At 62.6% G+C, this 21,818-nt stretch carries 19 protein-coding genes; 14 read left to right on the top strand and 5 right to left on the bottom strand.

Going from position 1 to position 21,818, the window contains the following annotated elements; all coding sequences use genetic code 11:
- Positions 1-11: 11 nt before the first annotated feature.
- Positions 12-1,568 (top strand): DUF726 domain-containing protein, encoded by a 1,557-nt coding sequence (locus tag AO268_RS27015; RefSeq protein ID WP_099170394.1) that lies wholly within the window; start codon positions 12-14, stop codon positions 1,566-1,568.
- Positions 1,569-1,606: 38 nt separating this feature from the next.
- Positions 1,607-2,926 carry an Nramp family divalent metal transporter gene (locus AO268_RS27010; protein WP_076964300.1) on the top strand — a complete coding sequence of 440 codons (1,320 nt, stop codon included), beginning with the start codon at positions 1,607-1,609 and terminating at the stop codon, positions 2,924-2,926.
- A gap of 1 nt (position 2,927) precedes the next feature.
- Here the strand turns inward: AO268_RS27010 and AO268_RS27005 are convergent, their stop codons facing one another.
- On the bottom strand, positions 2,928-3,860 hold the full coding sequence (locus AO268_RS27005) for a LysR family transcriptional regulator (RefSeq protein WP_099170393.1): 933 nt from the start codon (positions 3,858-3,860) through the stop codon (positions 2,928-2,930).
- A 116-nt stretch (positions 3,861-3,976) separates the two neighbouring features.
- Between AO268_RS27005 and AO268_RS27000 the strand changes: the two genes are divergently transcribed.
- Both AO268_RS27000 and AO268_RS26995 read left to right on the top strand, forming a co-directional pair.
- The gene (locus AO268_RS27000) at positions 3,977-4,462 is read left to right on the top strand and encodes a DMT family transporter (protein ID WP_099170392.1); all 486 of its coding nucleotides are present in this window, start codon (positions 3,977-3,979) and stop codon (positions 4,460-4,462) included.
- 4 nt (positions 4,463-4,466) lie between these two features.
- Positions 4,467-4,922: a DMT family transporter gene (locus AO268_RS26995; RefSeq protein WP_076964297.1), complete on the top strand. Its 456-nt coding sequence runs from the start codon at positions 4,467-4,469 to the stop codon at positions 4,920-4,922.
- 7 nt (positions 4,923-4,929) lie between these two features.
- Here the strand turns inward: AO268_RS26995 and AO268_RS26990 are convergent, their stop codons facing one another.
- On the bottom strand, positions 4,930-5,886 hold the full coding sequence (locus AO268_RS26990) for a nucleoside-specific channel-forming protein Tsx (protein ID WP_099170391.1): 957 nt from the start codon (positions 5,884-5,886) through the stop codon (positions 4,930-4,932).
- 239 nt (positions 5,887-6,125) lie between these two features.
- Here AO268_RS26990 and AO268_RS26985 point away from each other — a divergent pair, with 239 nt between their 5' ends.
- Positions 6,126-6,542 (top strand): SRPBCC family protein, encoded by a 417-nt coding sequence (locus AO268_RS26985; RefSeq protein ID WP_099170390.1) that lies wholly within the window; start codon positions 6,126-6,128, stop codon positions 6,540-6,542.
- A gap of 26 nt (positions 6,543-6,568) precedes the next feature.
- Here AO268_RS26985 and AO268_RS26980 read toward each other — a convergent pair whose 3' ends face one another.
- The 3 genes from AO268_RS26980 to AO268_RS26970 form a co-directional block, all read right to left on the bottom strand.
- The gene (locus tag AO268_RS26980) at positions 6,569-7,957 is read right to left on the bottom strand and encodes a sensor histidine kinase (protein ID WP_099170389.1); all 1,389 of its coding nucleotides are present in this window, start codon (positions 7,955-7,957) and stop codon (positions 6,569-6,571) included.
- Positions 7,935-8,618: a response regulator transcription factor gene (locus AO268_RS26975; RefSeq protein WP_076964327.1), complete on the bottom strand. Its 684-nt coding sequence runs from the start codon at positions 8,616-8,618 to the stop codon at positions 7,935-7,937. Before AO268_RS26975 ends, AO268_RS26980 begins: the two co-directional genes overlap by 23 nt.
- Positions 8,619-8,742: 124 nt before the next feature.
- Positions 8,743-9,663: a MurR/RpiR family transcriptional regulator gene (locus AO268_RS26970; RefSeq protein ID WP_099170388.1), complete on the bottom strand. Its 921-nt coding sequence runs from the start codon at positions 9,661-9,663 to the stop codon at positions 8,743-8,745.
- 242 nt (positions 9,664-9,905) lie between these two features.
- Between AO268_RS26970 and AO268_RS26965 the strand changes: the two genes are divergently transcribed.
- The 9 genes from AO268_RS26965 to AO268_RS26925 all read left to right on the top strand — a co-directional run bounded on the left by AO268_RS26965 (position 9,906) and on the right by AO268_RS26925 (position 21,685).
- Positions 9,906-11,843: a bifunctional 5-dehydro-2-deoxygluconokinase/5-dehydro-2-deoxyphosphogluconate aldolase gene (locus tag AO268_RS26965; protein ID WP_099170387.1), complete on the top strand. Its 1,938-nt coding sequence runs from the start codon at positions 9,906-9,908 to the stop codon at positions 11,841-11,843.
- Between the two features lie 87 nt (positions 11,844-11,930).
- Positions 11,931-12,824 (top strand): myo-inosose-2 dehydratase, encoded by an 894-nt coding sequence (gene iolE / locus AO268_RS26960; RefSeq protein ID WP_099170386.1) that lies wholly within the window; start codon positions 11,931-11,933, stop codon positions 12,822-12,824.
- Entirely contained in the window at positions 12,821-13,615 is a 795-nt protein-coding gene (iolB, locus tag AO268_RS26955; RefSeq protein ID WP_099170385.1) for a 5-deoxy-glucuronate isomerase, read from the top strand. Before iolE ends, iolB begins: the two co-directional genes overlap by 4 nt.
- Positions 13,616-13,639: 24 nt before the next feature.
- Complete coding sequence (iolD, locus tag AO268_RS26950; protein WP_099170384.1) at positions 13,640-15,571, top strand: 3D-(3,5/4)-trihydroxycyclohexane-1,2-dione acylhydrolase (decyclizing); 1,932 nt, start codon at positions 13,640-13,642, stop codon at positions 15,569-15,571.
- Between the two features lie 23 nt (positions 15,572-15,594).
- The gene (locus AO268_RS26945; RefSeq protein WP_099170383.1) at positions 15,595-16,605 is read left to right on the top strand and encodes a Gfo/Idh/MocA family protein; all 1,011 of its coding nucleotides are present in this window, start codon (positions 15,595-15,597) and stop codon (positions 16,603-16,605) included.
- Positions 16,606-16,680: 75 nt separating this feature from the next.
- Complete coding sequence (locus tag AO268_RS26940; protein ID WP_099170382.1) at positions 16,681-17,727, top strand: Gfo/Idh/MocA family protein; 1,047 nt, start codon at positions 16,681-16,683, stop codon at positions 17,725-17,727.
- A 365-nt stretch (positions 17,728-18,092) separates the two neighbouring features.
- A complete protein-coding gene (locus tag AO268_RS26935) occupies positions 18,093-19,028 on the top strand; it encodes a sugar ABC transporter substrate-binding protein (protein WP_099170381.1) in 936 nt (311 codons plus the stop codon).
- A 62-nt stretch (positions 19,029-19,090) separates the two neighbouring features.
- Positions 19,091-20,629, top strand: a complete 1,539-nt coding sequence (locus AO268_RS26930) for a sugar ABC transporter ATP-binding protein (protein ID WP_099170380.1) — start codon at positions 19,091-19,093, stop codon at positions 20,627-20,629.
- Positions 20,630-20,650: 21 nt separating this feature from the next.
- Entirely contained in the window at positions 20,651-21,685 is a 1,035-nt protein-coding gene (locus tag AO268_RS26925; protein WP_099170379.1) for an ABC transporter permease, read from the top strand.
- Positions 21,686-21,818 lie beyond the last annotated feature (133 nt).

Here is a 21,818-nt window from a genome sequence, read left to right as displayed (position 1 = left end):
GCCAGCGCCTCATGCAACACCAGTGGGATGAAATGCACCGCACCCGCAAGCCCACGTTCGTGCTGTGCGGCGAGCCCCAGGGGCAGGTGCTCAATCTCTATGTCCATGGCTATTCTGCGTTTTTCAATCCGCAGCAACTGGCCAGTTTCCAGGCGCAACTGGCGGATATCGAAGGTTCGACCAACCTGATGCTGTTCTGGCCGGCCGGGCATTTCCTGGAAAACCTGTTCGCCCCCTTCAAAGACATCATCGCCTCGATGCTCGGCGGCGGCACCCTGGGCGCGGCGACCGTGGGCCTGGGCAAGGCGGTGGGCTATTTTCTTGATCACTACAAAAGTGTCGAGGCCCGGGTCGACGAGGTGGCCAGGACACTGTTGGCGGAACTGACCAACTACCTGCACCGCGAATCGATCGAGGTGCGCCAGATCAACCTGGTCGGCCATTCCCTGGGCGCTCGCCTGCTGGTCAAGAGCCTGCTGGCCAACCCGGAGCTGGCCCGGGAACTGCCCCTCAACCACCTGTTGTTGATGGGCGGCGCGATATGCACATCCAGCCCCTGGGAGCAGGTGGCGGCGCCGCTCAAGGGGCGGGTGATCAATTGCCATTCCAGCAAGGACTGGGCCCTGGCGCTCAAGCCGGATACCGAGCGCTGCATTGGCCGCTATGCCATTCCCCTGACTCCATCCCTCAAGGGCAAAGTGACCAATGTGCATCTGGTCACCTTCGACCACGCGGCCTACTGGCCGCAGTTGCAGACGGTGGTGCAGTACACCGACTTGCTGCACGAGCGCCGGGGCATGATCCGGGTGGACCCGCGCAGTGCCGAGGTGCGCTTTGCCCAAGAGGATGTGGACCTGTTCCCGGTGCTGCTCCAGGCACGGGCGCCAGAGTTGCAGTTTCTCGCCGAGCTGATGGCTGCCAAGCACAGTGCGGCCATCGATGGCGAGGTGCGCGACCCACTGAAACTGGCTATCGAGTTGCAGCGCATGGGCGGTGACAGCTTTATGAACCTGGCCCGTGGGCACGGTGTGAGTTACCGCCAATTGGCCCAGGACGTGGCCTTGCGCGTCGGCATCAAGTTTGACCAGCCCATCGACAGCGTGGCCCTGGTGAGCCTGGAGGAGCGGGTCGCCGAGACCCTGATCGAGCAGTACAAGGACAAGCTCAGCCTGGCCGACCGCCAGGTGTTCGAGGCCGAGCTCCGGGCCGCAGCGCAAAAGGAACAGGGGTTTTTCCACCGTTTCGATGTCGGCCGTTCGGCCACCACCGCCTTGAGCGGTACGGCGCTGGCCGGGTTGACCGGGTTTATCCTGCGGCGCGGGGCGGCCACGGCGATTCCGGTGGTGGGGCAGGCGTTGGCGGCGGCCATGCTGCTGGTGAGCGGGGTGCGGGCGTTTTCCGGGCCAGCATACTCCATCACGACCCTGGCGGTGCTGGTGCTGGGGGTGATTCGCCAGCGCATGGAGCGCGAGGCGCTGAATCAGGAAATGGACCTGGTGGTGCAGGTGGTCGAGACGCTTGATCTACCCCGGGAAACGCTGATGCGCACGGTCTCGCCGGACTGCTAAGCTGCGGGCTTGTCTTGTCTGCCTGCCTGGTACCCCGTGTGAAATTCAGCCTGCCGAAAACTGCCACCGCACCGTTCTGCCCACCGGAAGTGGCGGGCACCATCCCCGTCGATCCCCGTGCGCCATTTTTCAAACGGGTGCTGCAGTTTGCCGGCCCCGGCCTGCTGATTTCCATCGGCTACATGGACCCCGGCAACTGGGCCACGGCCATCGAGGCCGGGTCGCGCTATGGCTACAACCTGTTGTTCGTGGTGTTGCTCGCCAGCCTGGCGGGGATGGCGGTGCAGTGCCTGTGTTCGCGGCTGGGCATCGCCACCGGCAAGGACCTGGCGCAGCTGTGCCGCGAACGCTACAGCCGGCGTTCAGCGCGCACGCAATGGGTCTTGGCGGAAATCTCGATCATCGCCACCGACCTGGCCGAAGTGCTCGGCTGTGCCCTGGCGTTCCACCTGTTGCTGGGGGTATCGCTGACCACCGGCATTGTCATCACCGCGTTTGACACACTGCTGATCCTGGCCCTGCAAAACCGTGGCTTCCGGCGCCTGGAAGCGATCATGCTGGCGTTGGTGGCGACCATCGGGGTGTGTTTCTTTGTCGAACTGGTGTTGATCAAACCTTATTGGCCGGACGTTTTGCGTGGTTTCACGCCATCTCTCTCGGCGATCAGCGACGCCGCGCCGCTGTACCTGGCCATCGGCATCCTCGGGGCCACCGTGATGCCCCATAACCTGTACCTGCACACGTCCATCGTGCAGACCCGCCTGTTTGGCAAGGACCTGGCCAGCCGCCAGGACGCGGTCAGGCTGGCGCGTATCGACACCATCGGCTCCCTGGCCCTGGCCTTGCTGGTCAACTCGGCGATCCTGGTGCTGGCCGCTGCGGCATTCCACCAGACCGGGCATAGCGAGGTCGTGGAAATCCAGGACGCCTACCACCTGCTGGACCCGCTGGTGGGCGGCGCCTTCGCCAGTATCCTGTTCGGCATTGCCTTGCTGGCGTCCGGGCAAAGCTCGACCTTCACCGGCACCATCGCCGGCCAGGTGATCATGGAGGGCTACCTCAACCTGCGCCTTCCCTGCTGGCAACGCCGCCTGATCACCCGTGGCCTGGCGCTGATCCCGGCGTTCCTCGGGGTGTGGTTGATGGGAGATGATGCCATTGGCAAGCTGCTGATCCTCAGCCAGGTGGTGCTTAGCCTGCAGTTGCCCTTTGCCCTGTACCCGCTGATCCGCATGACCGGCGATCAGCAACTGATGGGGCCGTTCGTCAATCGCCTGCCCACCAGGATCCTGGCCTGGAGCCTGTTTACGGTGATCAGCGGCGCCAATGCCTGGTTGATCGGCCAGTGGCTGTTTTGAGTCAGCGGTCCCAGTAGGGCACGCTGCCGAAGCGTTCGACAAAAAAGTCGATGACCGTGCGCACCTTCACCGACAAGCGCCGGCTGCCGGGCCATAACGCGGCAATCTGCTGTGGTTCCAGGGTAGTGGCCACTTCATAGTCGGTCAGCACCGCCTGCAGGCGCCCGGCGCGCAGGCTGTCGCCGATCAGCCAGGAGGGGAACACCACCAGTCCCAGGCCTTGTTCGGCGGCGCGCGCCAGGGTGTCGGCGTGGTTGCCGGTGAGCGGGCCCTTGACCGAGTAGGGCGTCCAGTCGCCTGGTTCGCGACGGAAGTACCAACGTTGCTGGCCATTCACCCCCTTGTACGCCAGGCACTGGTGATGGCGCAGTTCATCGGGATGGCGCGGCGTGCCGAAGCGCGCCAGGTAGTCGGGGCTGGCGGCGATCCGGTAGCGCTGGGGCGCGAAAATGCGCGCCTGCATCCCGGAATCGTTGAGCACACCGATACGGAACAACAAGTCAGCACCTTCTTGCAGGGGGTCGATGTAGGTGTCGGTCTGCTGGATATCCAGTTGCAGCCTGGGATAACGCTGGCACAACTCGGCCACCCAGGGCGACAGGTGCCGCTGGCCGAACACCATGGGCGCATTGATGCGCACCAGGCCGCTGGGCTCGCGTTCCTGTTCTTGCAGGGCCTGCCCGGCTTCTTCCAGCTGTTGCAGCATCAGGCGCGCATGATGCCCGAGCAAACGCCCGGCTTCTGTGGGGCTGATCGCCCGGGTATGCCGATAGAGCAATTGCTGGCTCAGGGCCTGTTCCATCAATTGGATCTGTCGGGAAATGGAAGAGGGCGCCAGGCCTTCGCGGCGTGCGACTTCGGAGAAGCTGCCGTGGTCCAGCACCGCGACAAACAGGCGTAGCGCCTTGAAACTCAACTCGTTGAAGCCCTGCATGACCGCTCCGTGCTGTGCGTAATACGCAAAAGTGTTGTCGGCATGCTCCCATTTATCGCACAGATTTGTCACCGGATAATGCGCGTCATTGTGCTTCTCTGACGTGTAGGTGATGTATGCAAACTTCTTCTCTTGAGACTACGGCCCAGGCCCGCCCGCAGAACCGGCTGGGGCTGCTGCTGTTGCCGCTGGTGATCCTGGCCGGCATGGGCCTGTCGGTGGAGGCTGGCCTGTTGGGGCCGCTGGGGGCCCAGGTGGGGCATTTATGGGCCACCTTGAGCATCTTTGGGGTGGGTACGCCCATCCTGCTGCTGTTGCTGCTGTTCAGCGGCCCGCAAAAAGGCCCGGCCCTCAACGCACTGCCGCGCTGGCAACTGATCGGCGGTTTCCTGGGCCCCACGTATGTGGTGGTGCTGATCCTGGCCACGCCCCGGATCGGCATTGCCATGACCATGGTCGCGATCCTTTCCGGGCAAGTGGGCAAGAGCGTGCTGATTGACCATTTCGGCTGGTTCGGCAGCGCCCGCAAGCGGGTCAATGGCGAACGCTGGATTGCGCTGCTGTTGATTGGGGTGGCTCTTGTTCTGATTGCGCGGGGTTAAGGCGATGAATCTGATTCTATTGTTGGTGCTGGTGGTTGCCGCTGGCGCGGTGTTGAGTGTGCAAGCGGCAATCAATGGACGCCTGGGGCAAACCGTGGGGGTGCTGCGCAGCAGCCTGGTCACGTTCGTGGTGGGCATGCTGGTGACCGGCCTGCTGATTCTGTTTTTCGAGCCGGCCCAGGCCGTGAGCTTGCTTGAGGTGCCCAAGTGGCAACTGACCGGGGCATTGTTCGGCGTGGTCTACATGCTAGTGATGGTCGGTGCCGTGCCCATCGTGGGCACGGCGGTAGCGACGGTGGCGGTGATCGTCGGCCAATTGGCCATGGGCCTGTTGATCGACAGCTTCGGCTGGCTGGGCAACACGGCCATCGAACTGTCCGGCAGCCGGGTGTTGGCGATGCTGTGTCTGGCGTTGGCGCTGGTGTTCATGTATCGCAGCAGCACGCGCCAGGCGGATTGAGCACGGGCTAGAACTGATACCCCACGCCCGCGTAATAACCCCAGCCATTGGACCGGGCACGGAAGTTGCCATCGCCGAAGTTCAGCTCACTGCCGTCCTGCCAGTTGCCACCGTTGTGGAAGTAACGCCCCACCAGGGTGAAGCGCAGGTGGGTAAAGGCATACAGCAAGACGTTGGTGGCCACCAGGGAGTTGGCGGTGCGTGCCGGGTTGTCCTTGTGCAGGTCCGAGCCAAAGTCATAGTTGGTAAAGCCGATGTAGGTCAGCGATGCACCATTGTCGAACTGGCCAAGGGGCACGATGTATTTCATCTGTGCACGGTAGCCGTCCCAGGAGTATTCGTTGCTCGCGCCGTAGTTCTCCCACTGGTATCGCCCATAGAAGTTGGCCGACAGGATGACCCGCGAGCGGGTGTCGATATCCGTGCCCAGGCCGCTGTACAAGGTATTGGCCCGGTTGGCGCTATTGCTGCCATGGTCGTAGATCCAGTCGAAGGCCACATACCACTCCTTGAACGGCCCAACCGCCAGGCTGCGTCCGGCCAGGTAGTCGATGGAGATCCGTGGCTCATGTTCCATGAACACCGGTGAGCCGCGGTCCCACACGCCCTTGTCGTTACTGTTGCCGATGCCGAAGATCTTCGGCACGTCGATATAGCCATATAGCTCGAATGGGCCTTTACGGCCGAAATACTCGTATTCCAGATAGATATCATCGGTCGGCCTGGGCCCGAAGCTGATGTCTTTGCTGCCAATGATCGTCAGGTCCTGGTTGAACCAGTCCGACAGGTACACGCCCTTTTTCGCCGGGCTGGCTTCGGCGCTCAGGGCCTCGCCCTGGGCTGATTCATCAAGCGGTTTTTTCTCGGCCTGGGTGGGAGTACTGAGTACTCCCGTAACGGCAGCCAGCATTAAGGAAACACCCAAGGTGGTCAGCGGGGTGGGGCGCCTGGAGGTCAATGGCATGGAAAATCCTTGTTCGTGTGCGGTGTTGAGCCGGTGGCCCGGAGACGGACGAACATGCAGGCAATCGGTGGCCAAGTTCGTGACGCAAACGTTTGCATAAGCTGTACCAACTTTGGTCAAACGCTTGACGAGCCTGGGGAAAGTGGGAAATTTCCGATCTTTTGATCAGAAGGTAACTCTGCTCACCTTGCCGCCGGCGTAAGCTGACCTACCTTTTCCAATCGTTGTGGAGTCTGTTTGTGGCCAAAGCATCTGCTGTCATTGAAATCCCGGTCTCGGCCGATCAAGTCTGGCAACTGGTCGGCGGGTTCAACTCGTTGCCCGATTGGTTGCCGCTGATTGCCAAGAGCGAGCCGGGCGAAGGCGGGCGTGTGCGTCACCTGCAAACCGTGGATGGCGCGGTGGTGGTCGAGCATTTGCAGACCTTCGATAACGTTGCGCGCACCTACACGTACACCATCAGCGAATCGCCGTTCCCGGTCAGTGCGTATCTGGCGACCTTGCAGGTTGAAGCGCTGGGTGAGCACTCGGCCAAAGTCACCTGGTCGGGTGTGTTCACTCCGATTGCCGGGGTGACGGATGCCGAGGTGGAAGAGCTGTTCAGCGGCGTTTACACCGGCGGCGTCGAGGCCCTGCGCAAAAACTTCCCGGCCTGACCTTGTAAGCGCCGGCACGCCGGCTTCTACAGTGGGGGCTGTGGACGGCACTCCAGGGTCAACCGCGCGCCCCCACGCTCGCTGCTGCCGACTTCCAGCCGGAAGCCATGCAGGTTGATGATCGCCGCCACAATCGACAGGCCCAGGCCAAAGCTGCCCTGCTGCTGACCGCCCTCGACCCGGTAAAAGCGCTGGAACACCGCGGCCCGTTCCGCCTCTGGAATCCCCGGGCCCGAGTCCAGGACGTCGATGCGCGTGCTGCCAGCCTGGTCGATCCCGCGCAGAATCACTTCGCCGCCCGGCGGGGTGAACTTGAGCGCATTGCTCAGCAGGTTGGCCAGGGCCTCGAACAGCAGCGCGCGGTCGCCGGTAATCGGCGGCAAGGCTGCGGGAACTTGCAACAGCAGCGTCATCTGGCCTTCTTCTGCCAAGGGCAGGTAGACGTCATGGAGTTCCTGGAGCAAGGGCAGGGGGGCGAAAACCCGGAAGCCTGCGCGCCGCTGGCGGTCCTCCAGTTCGGAAATGCGCAGCAAGCCACGAAAACGCGCCATCAGCGTATCGGTCTCGCTGATCACTGCATCCAGTTGCCAGGCCAGGGGCGAATCCTCATCGGCCTGTTGTTTGATCCGGTACAACTGCGCGCGCAAGCGGGTCAGGGGGGTACGCAGGTCGTGGGCAATGTTGTCGCACACGCCCTTGACCTCGTTCATCAGTTTTTCGATGCGCTCCAGCATGGCATTGACGATGGCCGCCAGCATGTCCAGTTCGTCGCGGCGGTTGGACAGCGGCAGGCGGTGGGTCAGGTCGCCGGCGACGATGGCCTCGGCACTGGCCTGGATCCCGCGAATCCGCCGCAGCGGGCGCCGACGCAGCAGGTGCCAGCCGGCGACGCCGGGGAGGATGGTCAGGGAAATGGCCCAGAACAGGGCTTGCAGGATGATCCGGGTCACGCCCAGCAACGAGCCGTTGTCGCGCACCAGCACCAGCCAGCGGCCATCCTGGGTGTGGGTCGCCACCGCGTCGCAACTGCCCCGGGGCAGTGTCGGGTCATCTGATTCGATGCAGTTGGCCAGGGCATGGATACGCCCGTCCAGGGGCAAGCCTGCGGGGATCTGCTGGAGCGGGCCGCTAAGGGGCCGTTGTTGTCTGTCGAACAGGCCATAGGCATCAATACCCTTCATATCGAAGGTCATGCTGGTGGCCAGGGCCTCATCCAGTTGCGTGCCCTCGAAGTGTTGGAACAGGTGCTGGCGCTGCAATAGCGAGTGGCGCGACAGGTCGCCCAGGTAAGCCGAGACCTCGTAATACAGCACCCCCATGAGGATGCAGCTCCAGGCCACGAACAGCGAGCTGTACAGCGCCAGCAGGCGGCTGCTGGACGAGCGCCAGCCGTTAGACGGGTTCAGCAATGACATAGCCCGAGCCTCGTACCGTGCGGATCAGCGGCGTCAGGCCCGGCGGGTCGATTTTCTTGCGCAGGCGGCCAATGTGCACGTCGATCAGGTTGGTGCCCGGGTCGAAGTGATAACCCCACACTTCCTCGAAGATCATCATCCGCGAGAGGATTTGCCCGGTGTTGCGCATCAAGAACTCCAGCAGCTTGTACTCGGTGGGCAGCAGGCTCAGCGGCTGGTCGGCGCGGCTGGCTTCGCGGCTGATCAGGTTCAGTTCCAGGTCGGCCACGCGCAGTGCGGTTTGCGCGGCCTTGGCCGCGTTGTTGCGGCGCAGCAGCACCTCGACCCGGGCGGCCATCTCGTCGGAAGCAAAGGGTTTGGTCAGGTAATCGTCGCCCCCGGCGCGCAGGCCGCGCACCCGTTCATCCACGTCGGAGAGGGCGCTGATCATCAGGATCGGCGTCGACACGCCAAGGGTGCGCAAGGTGGTGACAATGGCCAGGCCATCGAGCTCCGGGAGCATACGGTCGAGGGTGATCAGGTCGTAATCGCCACTGACCGCCCGTGTCAGGCCTTCGCGGCCGTTGTCGACCCAGTCCACCTCCAGTCCATGGCTGCTCAGCTCGGCGACGATTTCGCGGGCCGTCACGGCGTCGTCTTCGATGGTCAAAATACGGGGCATGGGGGGCTACCTGGTTACACGGGAGTGAGGCATTTTGCCAAGAAATGCTAGCGAGGTTTCTAAAAGAAAATTCATGTAGGCCATTCTTGGGGCTGCCTCGGTCAACATGTGGGAGCAGGCCTTTTTAGTCGTCGAAGCCCACCTGTTCGTGAATCTCATCGACCTTTAATTCCAGCCGGTACGCCACGGCAATAAACAGCGCCTGGCACAGGCACAACGTGGCACTCAGCGAGCGGAACGCGAACGACGAGCCTTCATTGACCAGCAACACCGTGTTGGCGCGCTTGGCCAGCGGTGACAGGTTGCTGTCGGTGATGATCAGCGTCTTGGCCTGGTGGTGCTGGGCGATGCGCAGGCAGTGCTGGGTTTCCTTACCGTAGGGCGTGAAGCTGATGGCGATCACCAGGTCATTGGCACGCACGCTGCGCATCTGCTCGCGGTAGCTGCCGCCCAGGCCCGAGACCAGGTGAATGCGCTTGTTGGTGTGTTGCAGGTTGTAGACCAGGTAGTCGGCCACCGCAAAGGAGCGGCGCACGCCGACCACGTAGATATTGTCGGCGTTGACCACCAGGTCCACGGCTTTCTCGAAGGCGCTGTCGTCCAGTTCCAGGCCCAGGCGCTCAATGCCCGACAGCGTGGCATTCACGCATTCGCGGGCCAGGTCGCCGCCGCTGGCTTTCTGCGACTTGTTGGCGATCATGCTGCGGATGCGCTGCTGGTAGTTCTGCACCGGCGTGGTCTTGTGGGTATACGCCTCGCGAAACAGCGCCTGCATCTCACTGAACCCGCTGAAACCAAAGCGCTGGGAAAACCGCACGATGGCCGAAGGATGGACTTCGCATTCCCGGGCGATATCGCTGATGCGATCGACCATGATCCGATCGCTCTGCTGGCTCATGTAGCTGGCGATGCGCTTGAGCTGGCGGGGCAGGCTTTCGTATTCATCGGTGATCAACTGCAACAGACGCTCGGCATTGATCGGAGGGCTGGCGAGAGCTTCGGTAACGTCGGTCTCGGCGCGAGCCTGCTGATCGGTGCGGGACATAGGCAATCCTTCTGGCGTGTTCTTATCAGGGCAGGTGACGGGCACGTCGCCCCTGACAATAGGTCAATGGGCGCAAGTCTACAGGGAAGGTGGCAAAAAATATCTTAATGGAAAATATATTCCACATAAAATATTTATAGAATAAATATTGATTGCTGGCGCCGGACGTCCTAGTCTGCATCCACCAAGCGCGTCGCCGCCACGACGGCAGGCGCGGGCAGATAAAAATAACAGGAGCCAGCATGGGCCAGACTCGTTTTGCCAGTGGGCGTCAATTGGATCTGATTTGTCTTGGGCGCCTGGGCGTCGATCTTTACGCGCAGCAAGTCGGGGCGCGGCTGGAAGATGTCGCCAGTTTCGCCAAGTACCTGGGCGGTTCTTCCGCCAATATTGCCTTTGGCACGGCGCGGCTGGGGCTCAAGTCGGCGATGTTGAGCCGGGTCGGGGACGATCACATGGGACGCTTCCTCGTGGAGTCCCTGGTGCGCGAAGGCTGTGATGTCAGTGGCATCACGCTCGACCCGCAGCGCCTGACCGCCATGGTCCTGCTGGGCCTCAAGGACCGCGAGACCTTCCCCCTGGTGTTCTACCGCGAAAACTGCGCCGATATGGCCTTGCGCGCCGAGGACATCCACGAAAGCTTTATCGCCAGCAGCAAGGCGCTGTTGATCACCGGCACCCATTTTTCGACCGACGGCGTGTACCAGGCCAGCCTCGAGGCCCTGGACTACGCCGAGCGGCACGGCGTCCGGCGCGTGCTGGATATCGACTACCGCCCGGTGCTCTGGGGCCTGGCGGGCAAGGCTGACGGCCAGACCCGTTTTGTTGCCGACCAGAACGTCAGCCAGCACCTGCAAGGCATCCTGCCGCGCTTTGACCTGATTGTCGGCACCGAGGAAGAATTCCTGATTGCCGGTGCCGGCCACGACTTGCTCAGCGCTTTGCGTAACGTGCGCCAACTGACGGCGGCGACCCTGGTGGTCAAGCTCGGCCCGCAAGGCTGCACGGTGATTCACGGGGCGATCCCGGCGCGCCTGGAAGACGGGGCGATTTACCCCGGCGTGCGCGTCGAAGTGCTTAACGTGCTGGGGGCTGGCGATGCGTTTATGGCGGGCTTTCTCAGCGGCTGGCTGAACGACGCCGATGACGCGCGTTGCTGCCAGCTGGCCAATGCCTGCGGCGGGTTGGTGGTGTCACGCCATGCCTGCGCCCCGGCGATGCCGACCCCGGCCGAGCTTGACTACCTGTTCAGCAGCCCGGTGCCGATCACCCGGCCGGACCAGGACCCGGTATTGCAGCGCCTGCATCAGGTCAGTGTGCCGCGCAAGGCCTGGAAGCAACTGTTTGTGTTTGCTTTCGACCATCGCTGGCAATTGGTGGAACTGGCGCACAGAGGCGGCCAGGATCCGGCGCGGATCTGCGCGATCAAGCAATTGTTTATCCAGGCGGTGGAGCGCGTGGAGGGCAAGCTGCGCGAGCAGGGCGTCGAGGCCGATGTGGGCATTCTGGCCGACCAGCGTTTTGGTCAGGATGCGCTGAATGCCGCCACCGGCCGTGGCTGGTGGGTCGCGCGTCCGGTAGAGGTACAGGGCTCGCGGCCGCTGGCGTTCGAGCACGGTCGCTCGATTGGCAGCAACCTGATCGCCTGGCCCCAGGAGCAGATCATCAAGTGTCTGGTGCAGTTTCACCCCGATGACGAGCCGTTGCTGCGCCTGGAACAGGAGGCGCAGCTCAAGGGCCTGTATCAGGCCGCGCAAACCAGCGGCCATGAACTGCTGCTGGAAGTGGTGCCGCCCAAGGATCACCCCTCGACCTACCCGGATGTGCTCTATCGCAGCCTCAAGCGCCTATACAACCTGGGCATCTACCCGGCGTGGTGGAAGATCGAAGCGCAGAGTGCCGAGCAGTGGCAACAGCTCGATGAGCTGATCGAGGCGCGCGACCCCTATTGCCGGGGCGTGGTATTGCTGGGCCTGAATGCCTCGGCGCAATCGTTGGCCGAGGGCTTCCGGCAGGCCAGCCGGAGCCGGACCTGCCGCGGGTTTGCCGTGGGCCGGACGATCTTCCAGGAGCCGAGCCGGGCGTGGATGGCGGCGGAAATCGACGACGAAACCCTGATCCAGCAGGTGCAGCAGACCTTCGAGCAACTGATCCAGGCCTGGTGCAGCTCCAGAATTTAAACACGCTCAACTGTAGGAACCGGCAAGCCAGCTCCCACACAAGCAGATTTCAGCAGCCTCAAGGTTAAAACAATAAAAGGTGCAGCCATGCCCGCAATCCGTATTGGCATCAACCCCATCTCCTGGAGTAACGACGACCTGCCGGCCCTGGGCGGCGAAACGCCGTTGAGCACCGCGCTCAGCGAAGGCAAGGCCATCGGCTACGAAGGTTTCGAGCTCAACGGCAAATTCCCCAAGGACGCCAAGGGCGTGGGCGATGTGTTACGCCCGTACGGCCTGGCCCTGGTCTCCGGCTGGTACTCCAGCCGCCTGGCCCGGCGTTCGGTGGTCGAGGAAATCGACGCCATCGCCAGCCATGTGCAATTGCTGCGCGAGAACGGCGCCACGGTGCTGGTCTATGGCGAAGTGGCCGACTCGATCCAGGGCGCGCCGATCCGCCTGATCGAGCGCCCGCGTTTTCACAGTGAACAGGCCTGGCAGGCTTATGCCGACAAACTCACGGAGCTTGCGCGTTTTACCCTGTCCCAGGGCGTGCGCCTGGCCTACCACCACCATATGGGTGCGTACGTCGAGTCCCCGGAGGATATCGACACCCTGATGCGCCTGACCGGCCCGGAGGTCGGCCTGCTGTTTGATTCGGGGCACTGTTATATGGGCGGTGGCGAGCCGGTCGAGGTGTTGCGCAAGCACCTGGGGCGTGTGTGCCATGTGCATTTCAAGGATGTGCGCAAACCGGTGGTGCAACTGGCGCGCAACCAGATGTGGAGCTTTCCCGACTGCATCGTCAATGGCACCTTCACCGTGCCGGGCGACGGCGATATCGACTTCGCCCAGTTGCTGGATGTGCTGCTGGGCGCCGGCTACCGTGGCTGGCTGGTGGTGGAGGCCGAGCAGGATCCGGCCGTGGCGCCCAGCTATATCTATGCCAAGAAAGGCTTCGATACCTTGCGCGCGCTGTTGGACGGGAGGGCCGCACAATGAGCCTGCTGGTCAAGAGCAGCCCGGATGGGCAATCCATGGTCGCGCTGCCAGCGGGGCGCCTGGAATATGTAGGGTTTGCCGCGTACCGCCTGAACCTGGGGCAAACGCTGCCGGTCAGTGCCGGCGACCAGGAGCTGTGCCTGGTGCTGCTCAGTGGCCGGGTCTCGATCGAGGGCGAAGGGTTCAGTTGGCAGGACCTGGGTGATCGCCAATCGGTATTTGAAGACAAATCGCCGTTCGCTGCCTACCTGCCACCGGGCACGCTTGCCCAGGTGACCGCCCTGGGCGATGTGCAGATCGCCGTCTGCGCCGCGCCGGGCTCTACTGCCGCCGGCCTTGCACCGCGACTGATCCGCCCCGAGCACTGCAAGCGCAGCGTACGTGGCAAGGGCGCCAACACCCGCTATGTATGCGACATCCTGCCCGACAGCGAGCCGGCCCATTCGCTGCTGGTGGTGGAAGTGCGCACGCCGTCCGGGCATTCGTCCAGCTACCCCCCGCACAAGCACGACACCGATGACCTGCCGCACCAGAGCTTTCTTGAAGAAACCTACTACCACCAGGTCAACCTGCCCCAGGGTTTTGTGTTCCAGCGGGTGTACACCGACGACCGCAGCATCGACCAGGCCATGGCCGTGGAAAACCACGACCTGGTGGTGGTGCCCAAGGGTTATCACCCGGTCAGCGTGCCGTATGGCTACGAGTCGTATTACCTGAATGTGATGGCCGGCCCCAAGCGCGCCTGGCACTTTCACAACGACCCGCAGCACAGTTGGCTGCTGGACCTTTAACCCGTAGGCGCCGAGGGACGAAACATGAGCACAACCCGATTGACCATGGCCCAGGCCCTGGTGAAGTTCCTGGATAACCAGTACATCGAAGTCGATGGCGTGCAGAGCAAGTTTGTCGCCGGGGTCTTCACCATTTTCGGCCACGGCAATGTGCTGGGCCTGGGCCAGGCCCTGGAGCAAGACAGTGGCGAACTGGTGGTGCACCAGGGCCGCAACGAGCAGGGTATGGCCCATGCCGCGATTGGGTTTGCCAAGCAGCACCTGCGGCGCAAGGTCTACGCTTGTACCGCGTCGGTCGGCCCGGGGGCGGCGAATATGCTGACCGCCGCCGCGACCGCCACGGCCAACCGCATCCCGCTGTTACTGCTGCCCGGCGATGTGTATGCCAGTCGCCAGCCGGACCCGGTGTTGCAGCAGATCGAGCAATTCCATGACTTGAGCCTCAGCACCAACGACGCGTTCCGCGCCGTGAGCAAATACTGGGACCGCATCAACCGCCCCGAACAGTTGATGAGTGCGGCGATCCACGCCATGCGCGTGTTGACCGACCCGGCCGAAACCGGCGCCGTGACCCTGGCCTTGCCCCAGGATGTGCAGGCCGAGGCCTGGGACTACCCCAATGACTTCCTGCAAAAACGCGTACACCGCCTGGACCGGCGCCCGGCCACCGAAGCGATGCTGCGCGACGCTGTCACGCTGCTCAAATCCAAGGGCAAGCCGCTGATTATCTGCGGGGGCGGGGTCAAGTACTCTGGCGCGAATGCCGCGCTGCAGGCCTTTGCCGAGCGTTTTCAGATCCCCTTTGCCGAAACCCAGGCCGGCAAGAGCGCCATTGTCTCCAGCCACCCGCTGAATGTCGGCGGCATCGGCGAAACCGGTTGCCTGGCCGCCAACCTGCTGGCCCGGGACGCCGACCTGATCATCGGCATCGGCACGCGCTATACCGACTTCACCACCTCCTCTAAGTCGCTGTTCCAGCATCCCGAGGTGCAGTTTCTCAACCTCAATATCAGCCCCGGCGATGTGCTGAAACTCGACGGGGTACAGGTGTTGGCAGATGCCCGGGACGGGTTGCTGGCCTTGGCCGACGCACTGGGCGATTACGCCACGCAATGGGGCGAGCAGCCACGCCAGGCCCGCGCGCAGGGCGATGCCGAAGTGGAGCGGGTCTATCAGGCGCGCTACACCGACGCCGACTTCAGCCCCGAGATCAACGACCATATGGACCCGGTGGTACTGCGCGAGTTTATCGAGCTGACCGGCTCCTGCCTGACCCAAAGCCAGGTCCTGGGGGTGCTCAACCAGACCCTGGCCGACGACGCGGTGATTGTCGCCGCCGCCGGCAGCCTGCCCGGTGATTTGCAGCGGGCCTGGCGCAGCAAGGGGGTCAATACCTACCACGTCGAGTACGGCTATTCGTGCATGGGCTACGAGATCAACGCGGCCCTGGGCGTGAAGCTGGCCGAGCCTGCGCGCGAGGTCTACGCCCTGGTCGGCGATGGCTCCTACATGATGCTGCATTCGGAGCTGGCCACCTCGATCCAGGAGCGCCGCAAGATCAATGTGCTGCTGCTGGACAACATGGCCTTCGGTTGCATCAACAACCTGCAGATGGGCCATGGCATGGACAGCTTCGGCACCGAATTCCGCTTCCGCAACCCTGACAGCGGCAAGCTCGATGGCGGCCTGGTGCCGGTAGATTTCGCCATGAGCGCGGCGGCCTATGGTTGCAAGACCTACAAGGTCACCACGCTGGAACACCTGCACGCCGCGTTGGCCGATGCCCGCACGCAAAGCGTGTCGACGCTGATCGATATCAAGGTGCTGCCCAAGACCATGATCCACGGCTACTTGTCGTGGTGGCGGGTTGGCGTGGCCCAGGTGTCCACCAGCGCACGTACCAATGCCTGTGCCAGGCAACTCAATGAACGCCTGGCCAAGGCCCGGCAGTACTGATAACAAGAGAAAGGAGTGTTGCCATGTCTTTGAAGCTGGGTGTGATCGGTACGGGCGCCATCGGCCGGGACCATATCCGCCGGTGCAGCCAGACCTTGCTCAACAGCCAGGTGGTGGCGGTTACCGATATCAACCTTGAACAGGCGGCCCAGGTGGTGGCTGACCTGCAACTGAGCGCCGAGGTGTACGCCGATGGCCATGCCTTGATCCAGTCGGCGCAGGTCGAGGCGGTGCTGGTCACTTCCTGGGGGCCGAGCCATGAGGAGTTTGTGCTGGCGGCGATCGCAGCAGGCAAGCCGGTGTTCTGCGAAAAGCCCCTGGCGGTCACGGCCCAGGGCTGTCGCAACATCGTCGATGCGGAAGTGGCCCATGGCAAGCGCCTGGTCCAGGTCGGCTTCATGCGTCCGTATGACCAGGGCTACCAGGACCTCAAGGCGGTGATCGACAGCGGCCAGATCGGTGAGCCGCTGATGCTGCACTGCGCCCACCGCAACCCGACGGTGGGCGAGAATTACACCACCGGCATGGCCATCACCGACACTTTGATCCATGAGCTGGATGTGTTGCGCTGGCTGCTGGCCGATGACTATGTATCGGTGCAGGTGGTGTTCCCGCGTAAAGCCAGCAAGGCCTTGAGCCATCTGCGCGATCCGCAGATCGTGTTGCTGGAAACCGCCAGGGGCACGCGGATCGATGTGGAAGTGTTTGTGAACTGCCAGTATGGCTACGACATCCAGTGTGAAGTGGTGGGGGAGACCGGCATTGCCAAATTGCCGGAGCCGTCCCAGGTGCAACTGCGCAGCGGAGCCAAGCTGTCGACGGCGATTCTGATGGATTGGAAAGACCGCTTTATCGCGGCCTATGACGTCGAGTTGCAGGCCTTTATCGATGGCGTGCGCGCCGGCCAAGTGGGTGGACCTTCGGCGTGGGATGGCTTTGCGGCGGCGGTGGCGGCGGATGCGTGTATCGAGGCCCAGGGCAGTGGGCAGATCGTTGCGGTCAGCCTGCCGCAGCGCCCGGCATTCTACGGCTAGTGCGGTCAGTGTGGGAGCTGGCAATCCAGCTCCCACATTTTGATTGGGTTTCCATTTCCTAGAAGGAGCTGATCCATGCGCATCGGACTGGTTGGATACGGCCACGGTGGCCGTTTTTTTCATGCCCCGCTGATTGCCACATTGCCCGGGGCGACGTTTGTCGGTGTGGTGACCCGCTCCCCCGAGCGGCGCCAGCAACTGGCGGCGGAGCATCCCGGGGTGCCGGCCTTCGACAGCATCGCGCAGATCGTCGAAGCCGGGCTGGATGTGCTGGTGATCTCCACCCCCCTCAAGGGCCGCCCGGCCCTGGTGCTGGAGGCGATTGAATATGGTGTGGCGGTGGTCAGCGACAAACCCTTTGCCAGCAATGCCGAGCAGGCCCGGGCGCTGATTACCGCCGCCGAGCGTGAAGGGGTGAAACTGAGCGTCTACCAGAACCGGCGCTGGGACTCGGACTACCTCACCCTGCGCAAGCTGATCGACGCCGGCACCCTGGGCCGTATCACCCGCTTTGAATCACGGGTGGAGCGCTACAGCCCGCAGGCGCTGGGGAACGCCAGTGGCGGCGGGTTCCTGCGGGACCTGGGCAGCCACCTGGTGGACCAGGCCTTGCAACTGTTTGGCCCGGTGGAGCGGGTGTTTGCGCAATTGCAGTACAGCGCCGAGCACCCCACGCTCGATCATGGTTTTTTTGTCAGCCTGAGCCACGCCAACGGGGTGGTTTCCCACCTGTGGGGCAGCGCCCTGCAAAACTGCCCGGCCCCGCGTTTTCGGGTCAATGGTACGGCGGGTTGTTACACCGTCGATGGCCTGGACGGCCAGGAGCAGGCCCTGCTGGCCGGCAAGACCCCGAAAACCGAAGGCGAACACTGGGGCGCCGAAGAGCATCGACGCTGGGGCTGGTTTGAACACGGCGCGGAACGCGAGCGTATCCCCTCGGAAAAGGGCGCCTGGAACCAGTTCTATCGCCAGTTGCAAAGCGCCGTCGAAGGCCAGGGCGCGTTGCCGGTGCAGGCGCAGGATGCCTGGGAAACCACGCGGGTGCTGGACGCTGCCAGGCTCAGCGCCGAGCGTCGGCAAGTGGTGGAGATGGCGACGATGGAAGACGGAGAGTGGAAATAGAATAAAATTCTAAAATGAGTTGATATGGAAATTATTTTCCAATAAAGTCATTTCCAGGTTGCCGACAGTCCATCTCGACCTTCCTTTGTAAAGGGGCCGGGGGACTCAACAAAAACAAGATAAAAACAACCAGGTACCGTCAGATGAAAATCTTCAACGCTGTACTGCGAGTGTTACGTACTGCCTTCCCACCCCGCGCACGGCCCTTCTATTTCTCTTTTCTCAATGTCCTTTGCATCGAAAGCAAGGGCGCCCTGGTGTGCTGCATTCCGGGGGCGCCCGTGGTACGGCTGCCTGCTGCCAACTCATCGCTCTGATAAACGCTACGTCCAGAAAACCAACAAGAAAGTGGAGACAGACCGTTCATGAAGACCCAGATCCGTTTCGCCTCGCTGGCCTTGTCGATGCTGCTCGCCAGTGGCGTGGCCGCGGCCGCCGATATCAAGATTGGCGTCAGCATGTCGCAGTTCGACGACACCTTTCTCACCTACCTGCGTGAGGATATGGACAAGCAAGCCAAGTCCTACCCCAAGGGTGACGGTGTGCAACTGCAGTTTGAAGATGCCCGCGCCGACGTGGTCAAGCAACTGAGCCAGGTCGAGAACTTTATCAGCCAGAAAGTCGATGCCATGGTGGTCAACCCGGTGGACACCGCCTCCACCGCACGCATCACCAAGGCCGCGGTGGCGGCCGGTATCCCGCTGGTCTACGTCAACCGCCGCCCGGATCAGACCGACCTGCCCAAAGGGGTGGTGACAGTGACGTCCAATGATGTCGAGGCCGGCAAGCTGCAAATGCAGTACCTGGCCGAGAAGATGGGCGGCACAGGCAAAATCGTGATTCTGCTGGGTGACCTGGCCAACAACTCGACGACCAATCGCACCAAGGGCGTCAAGGAGGTCCTCGGCAAATACCCGGACATCAAGATTGAACAGGAGCAGACCGGGATCTGGCTGCGGGACAAGGGCATGACCCTGGTGAACGACTGGCTGACCCAGGGCCGTGAGTTCAATGCGGTGGTGGCCAACAATGACGAAATGGCGATTGGCGCGGCCATGGCCTTGAAAACCGCTGGTGTGAAGCCGGGCAGCGTGTTGATTGGTGGGGTCGATGGCACGCCCGATGGGTTGAATGCGATTACCAAGGGCGAGATGGCGCTCTCGGTGTTCCAGGATGCCAAGGGGCAGGCGGTCGGCTCGGTGGAGGCGGCTGTGAAAATGGCCAGGGGCGAGGCGGTCGAGCAAAACGTCGTGGTGCCGTTCCAACTGATCACCCCGGACAATGTCGCCTCGTTCAAGTAACGCTCAATCACAACAATAAGCCGGCAGGGCGGTCACAATCGCCCTGCCGATGGAGCCCCGATATGCTCGCTCAAGCGACTGCTGTGCAGCCCGCAGGCCTGGAACAACCCTACCTGCTGGAAATCGCCCATATCAGCAAAGGCTTTCCCGGCGTCGTGGCCCTGGACGATGTGCAACTGCGGGTGCGCCCCGGCTCGGTCCTGGCGCTGATGGGAGAAAACGGCGCCGGCAAGTCGACGCTGATGAAAATCATCGCCGGCATCTACCAACCCGATACCGGGGAGATCCGCCTGCGGGGCAAGCCGGTGGTGTTTGATACGCCCCTGGCCGCTTTGCAGTCGGGCATCGCGATGATCCACCAGGAACTCAACCTGATGCCCCATATGAGCATCGCCGAGAACATCTGGATCGGTCGCGAGCAGCTCAATGGCCTGCGCCTGGTCAATCACCGGGCCATGCACCGCTGCACGGCCGAGTTGCTGGCGCGGCTGCGGATCAACCTCGACCCCGAGGAGCAGGTCGGCAACCTGAGCATTGCCGAGCGGCAGATGGTGGAGATTGCCAAGGCGGTGTCCTACGACTCCGACATCCTGATCATGGATGAGCCGACCTCGGCGATTACCGACAAGGAAGTGGCGCACCTGTTTTCGATCATTGCCGACCTCAAGGCCCAGGGCAAAGGCATCATCTACATCACCCATAAAATGAATGAAGTGTTTGCCATTGCCGATGAAGTGGCGGTGTTTCGCGATGGCGCCTATATCGGCCTGCAACGCGCCGACAGCATGGACAGCGACAGCCTGATCGCGATGATGGTCGGGCGCGAATTGAGCCAACTGTTCCCGGTGCGCGACAAACCCATCGGCGAGTTGCTGTTGTCGGTGCGCGACCTGCGCCTGGATGGGGTGTTCCAGGGCGTGTCCTTTGACCTGCATGCCGGCGAGATCCTCGGCATTGCCGGGCTGATGGGCTCGGGCCGCACCAATGTGGCGGAAACGCTCTTCGGCATTACCCCAAGCGACGGCGGCGAGATCCGCCTCGACGGCCAGGCGTTGCGCATCAGCGACCCGCACATGGCTATCAAGCAGGGGTTTGCGCTGTTGACCGAGGACCGCAAGCTCAGTGGCCTGTTCCCCTGCCTGTCGGTCCTGGAAAACATGGAAATGGCCGTGCTGCCCCATTACTCGGGCAACGGCTTTATCCAGCAAAAAGCCCTGCGGGCCTTGTGCGAAGACATGTGCAAGAAGCTGCGGGTGAAAACCCCCTCCCTTGAGCAGTGCATCGACACCCTGTCCGGCGGCAATCAGCAAAAGGCCCTGCTGGCCCGCTGGCTGATGACCCAGCCACGGCTGCTGATCCTCGATGAGCCGACCCGTGGCATCGACGTCGGCGCCAAGGCCGAGATCTACCGCCTGATCGCCTTTCTGGCCAGCGAGGGCATGGCGGTGATCATGATCTCTTCGGAGCTGCCGGAAGTGCTGGGCATGAGCGACCGGGTGATGGTGATGCACGAGGGCGAGTTGATGGGCACCCTGGACCGGGCCGAGGCCACCCAGGAAAAAGTCATGCAGTTGGCTTCCGGTATGACGGCAGTCCACTAACGAATAAAAAGGTGACGGGCAATGAACGCAATACTGGAAAGCAAACCCGAGGAAAAGAAGCCCGCCACGGCGGCCAAGGGGCGGCGGCGGTTCCCTACCGAGCTGAGCATTTTCCTGGTGCTGATCGGTATCGGCCTGGTGTTTGAACTGTTCGGCTGGATCGTGCGTGACCAGAGCTTTTTGATGAACTCCCAGCGCCTGGTGCTGATGATCCTGCAAGTGTCGATCATCGGCTTGCTGGCGATTGGCGTGACCCAGGTGATCATCACCACCGGTATCGACCTGTCCTCGGGCTCGGTGCTGGCGTTGTCGGCGATGATTGCCGCGAGCCTGGCGCAAACCTCGGATTTTTCCCGGGCGGTGTTTCCGTCGCTGACGGACTTGCCGGTATGGATCCCGGTGGTGGCCGGCCTGGGCGTGGGCTTGCTGGCGGGGGCGATCAACGGCAGCATCATCGCCATTACCGGCATCCCGCCGTTTATTGCCACCCTCGGCATGATGGTCTCGGCCCGTGGCCTGGCGCGTTATTACACCGAAGGCCAGCCGGTGAGCATGCTGTCGGATTCCTACACGGCCATCGGCCATGGCGCGATGCCGGTGATCATTTTCCTGGTGGTGGCGGTGATCTTCCACATTGCCCTGCGCTACACCAAGTACGGCAAGTACACCTACGCCATCGGCGGCAATATGCAGGCGGCGCGCACCTCGGGGATCAACGTCAAGCGGCACTTGATCATCGTCTACAGCATTGCCGGGCTGCTGGCCGGGCTGGCCGGTGTGGTCGCCTCGGCTCGGGCGGCGACCGGGCAGGCGGGGATGGGCATGTCCTACGAGCTGGATGCAATTGCTGCAGCGGTCATCGGCGGCACCAGCCTGGCGGGCGGGGTAGGGCGCATCACCGGCACGGTGATTGGCGCGCTGATCCTTGGGGTGATGGCCAGTGGGTTTACCTTCGTCGGGGTGGATGCCTATATCCAGGACATCATCAAGGGCCTGATCATCGTGGTGGCAGTGGTGATCGACCAGTATCGCAATAAACGCAAGCTCAAGCGCTGAGCCGACTTGAACCTGTAGAAACGCAAAATGTGGGAGCGGGCTTGCCCTAATGCCAGTCAGTTAAGAAATTGACTTCTCCGCCAAGCAATAATAGAAACGGGCTCTGTTTTTATGAGTTCGTTTCATGCCCCTC

The sequence above is a fragment of the Pseudomonas sp. ICMP 8385 genome (assembly GCF_002699915.1).
GTDB classification, from domain to species: domain Bacteria; phylum Pseudomonadota; class Gammaproteobacteria; order Pseudomonadales; family Pseudomonadaceae; genus Aquipseudomonas; species Aquipseudomonas gessardii.
This window is presented reverse-complemented; position numbering and strand designations above follow the sequence as displayed.

Bases quoted from the DNA above. Each gene is read 5' to 3' on its own strand.
- AO268_RS26995 (WP_076964297.1), top strand. From the start codon at position 4,467: ATGAATCTGATTCTATTGTTGGTGCTGGTGGTTGCCGCTGGCGCGGTG.
- AO268_RS27015 (WP_099170394.1), top strand. From the start codon at position 12: ATGCAACACCAGTGGGATGAAATGCACCGCACCCGCAAGCCCACGTTC.
- AO268_RS27005 (WP_099170393.1), bottom strand. From the start codon at position 3,860: ATGCAGGGCTTCAACGAGTTGAGTTTCAAGGCGCTACGCCTGTTTGTC.
- AO268_RS26945 (WP_099170383.1), top strand. From the start codon at position 15,595: ATGTCTTTGAAGCTGGGTGTGATCGGTACGGGCGCCATCGGCCGGGAC.
- AO268_RS26935 (WP_099170381.1), top strand. From the start codon at position 18,093: ATGAAGACCCAGATCCGTTTCGCCTCGCTGGCCTTGTCGATGCTGCTC.
- AO268_RS27000 (WP_099170392.1), top strand. From the start codon at position 3,977: ATGCAAACTTCTTCTCTTGAGACTACGGCCCAGGCCCGCCCGCAGAAC.
- AO268_RS26975 (WP_076964327.1), bottom strand. From the start codon at position 8,618: ATGCCCCGTATTTTGACCATCGAAGACGACGCCGTGACGGCCCGCGAA.
- AO268_RS26990 (WP_099170391.1), bottom strand. From the start codon at position 5,886: ATGCCATTGACCTCCAGGCGCCCCACCCCGCTGACCACCTTGGGTGTT.
- AO268_RS26970 (WP_099170388.1), bottom strand. From the start codon at position 9,663: ATGTCCCGCACCGATCAGCAGGCTCGCGCCGAGACCGACGTTACCGAA.
- AO268_RS26980 (WP_099170389.1), bottom strand. From the start codon at position 7,957: ATGTCATTGCTGAACCCGTCTAACGGCTGGCGCTCGTCCAGCAGCCGC.
- AO268_RS26965 (WP_099170387.1), top strand. From the start codon at position 9,906: ATGGGCCAGACTCGTTTTGCCAGTGGGCGTCAATTGGATCTGATTTGT.
- AO268_RS26930 (WP_099170380.1), top strand. From the start codon at position 19,091: ATGCTCGCTCAAGCGACTGCTGTGCAGCCCGCAGGCCTGGAACAACCC.
- iolD (WP_099170384.1), top strand. From the start codon at position 13,640: ATGAGCACAACCCGATTGACCATGGCCCAGGCCCTGGTGAAGTTCCTG.
- iolE (WP_099170386.1), top strand. From the start codon at position 11,931: ATGCCCGCAATCCGTATTGGCATCAACCCCATCTCCTGGAGTAACGAC.
- iolB (WP_099170385.1), top strand. From the start codon at position 12,821: ATGAGCCTGCTGGTCAAGAGCAGCCCGGATGGGCAATCCATGGTCGCG.
- AO268_RS26940 (WP_099170382.1), top strand. From the start codon at position 16,681: ATGCGCATCGGACTGGTTGGATACGGCCACGGTGGCCGTTTTTTTCAT.
- AO268_RS26925 (WP_099170379.1), top strand. From the start codon at position 20,651: ATGAACGCAATACTGGAAAGCAAACCCGAGGAAAAGAAGCCCGCCACG.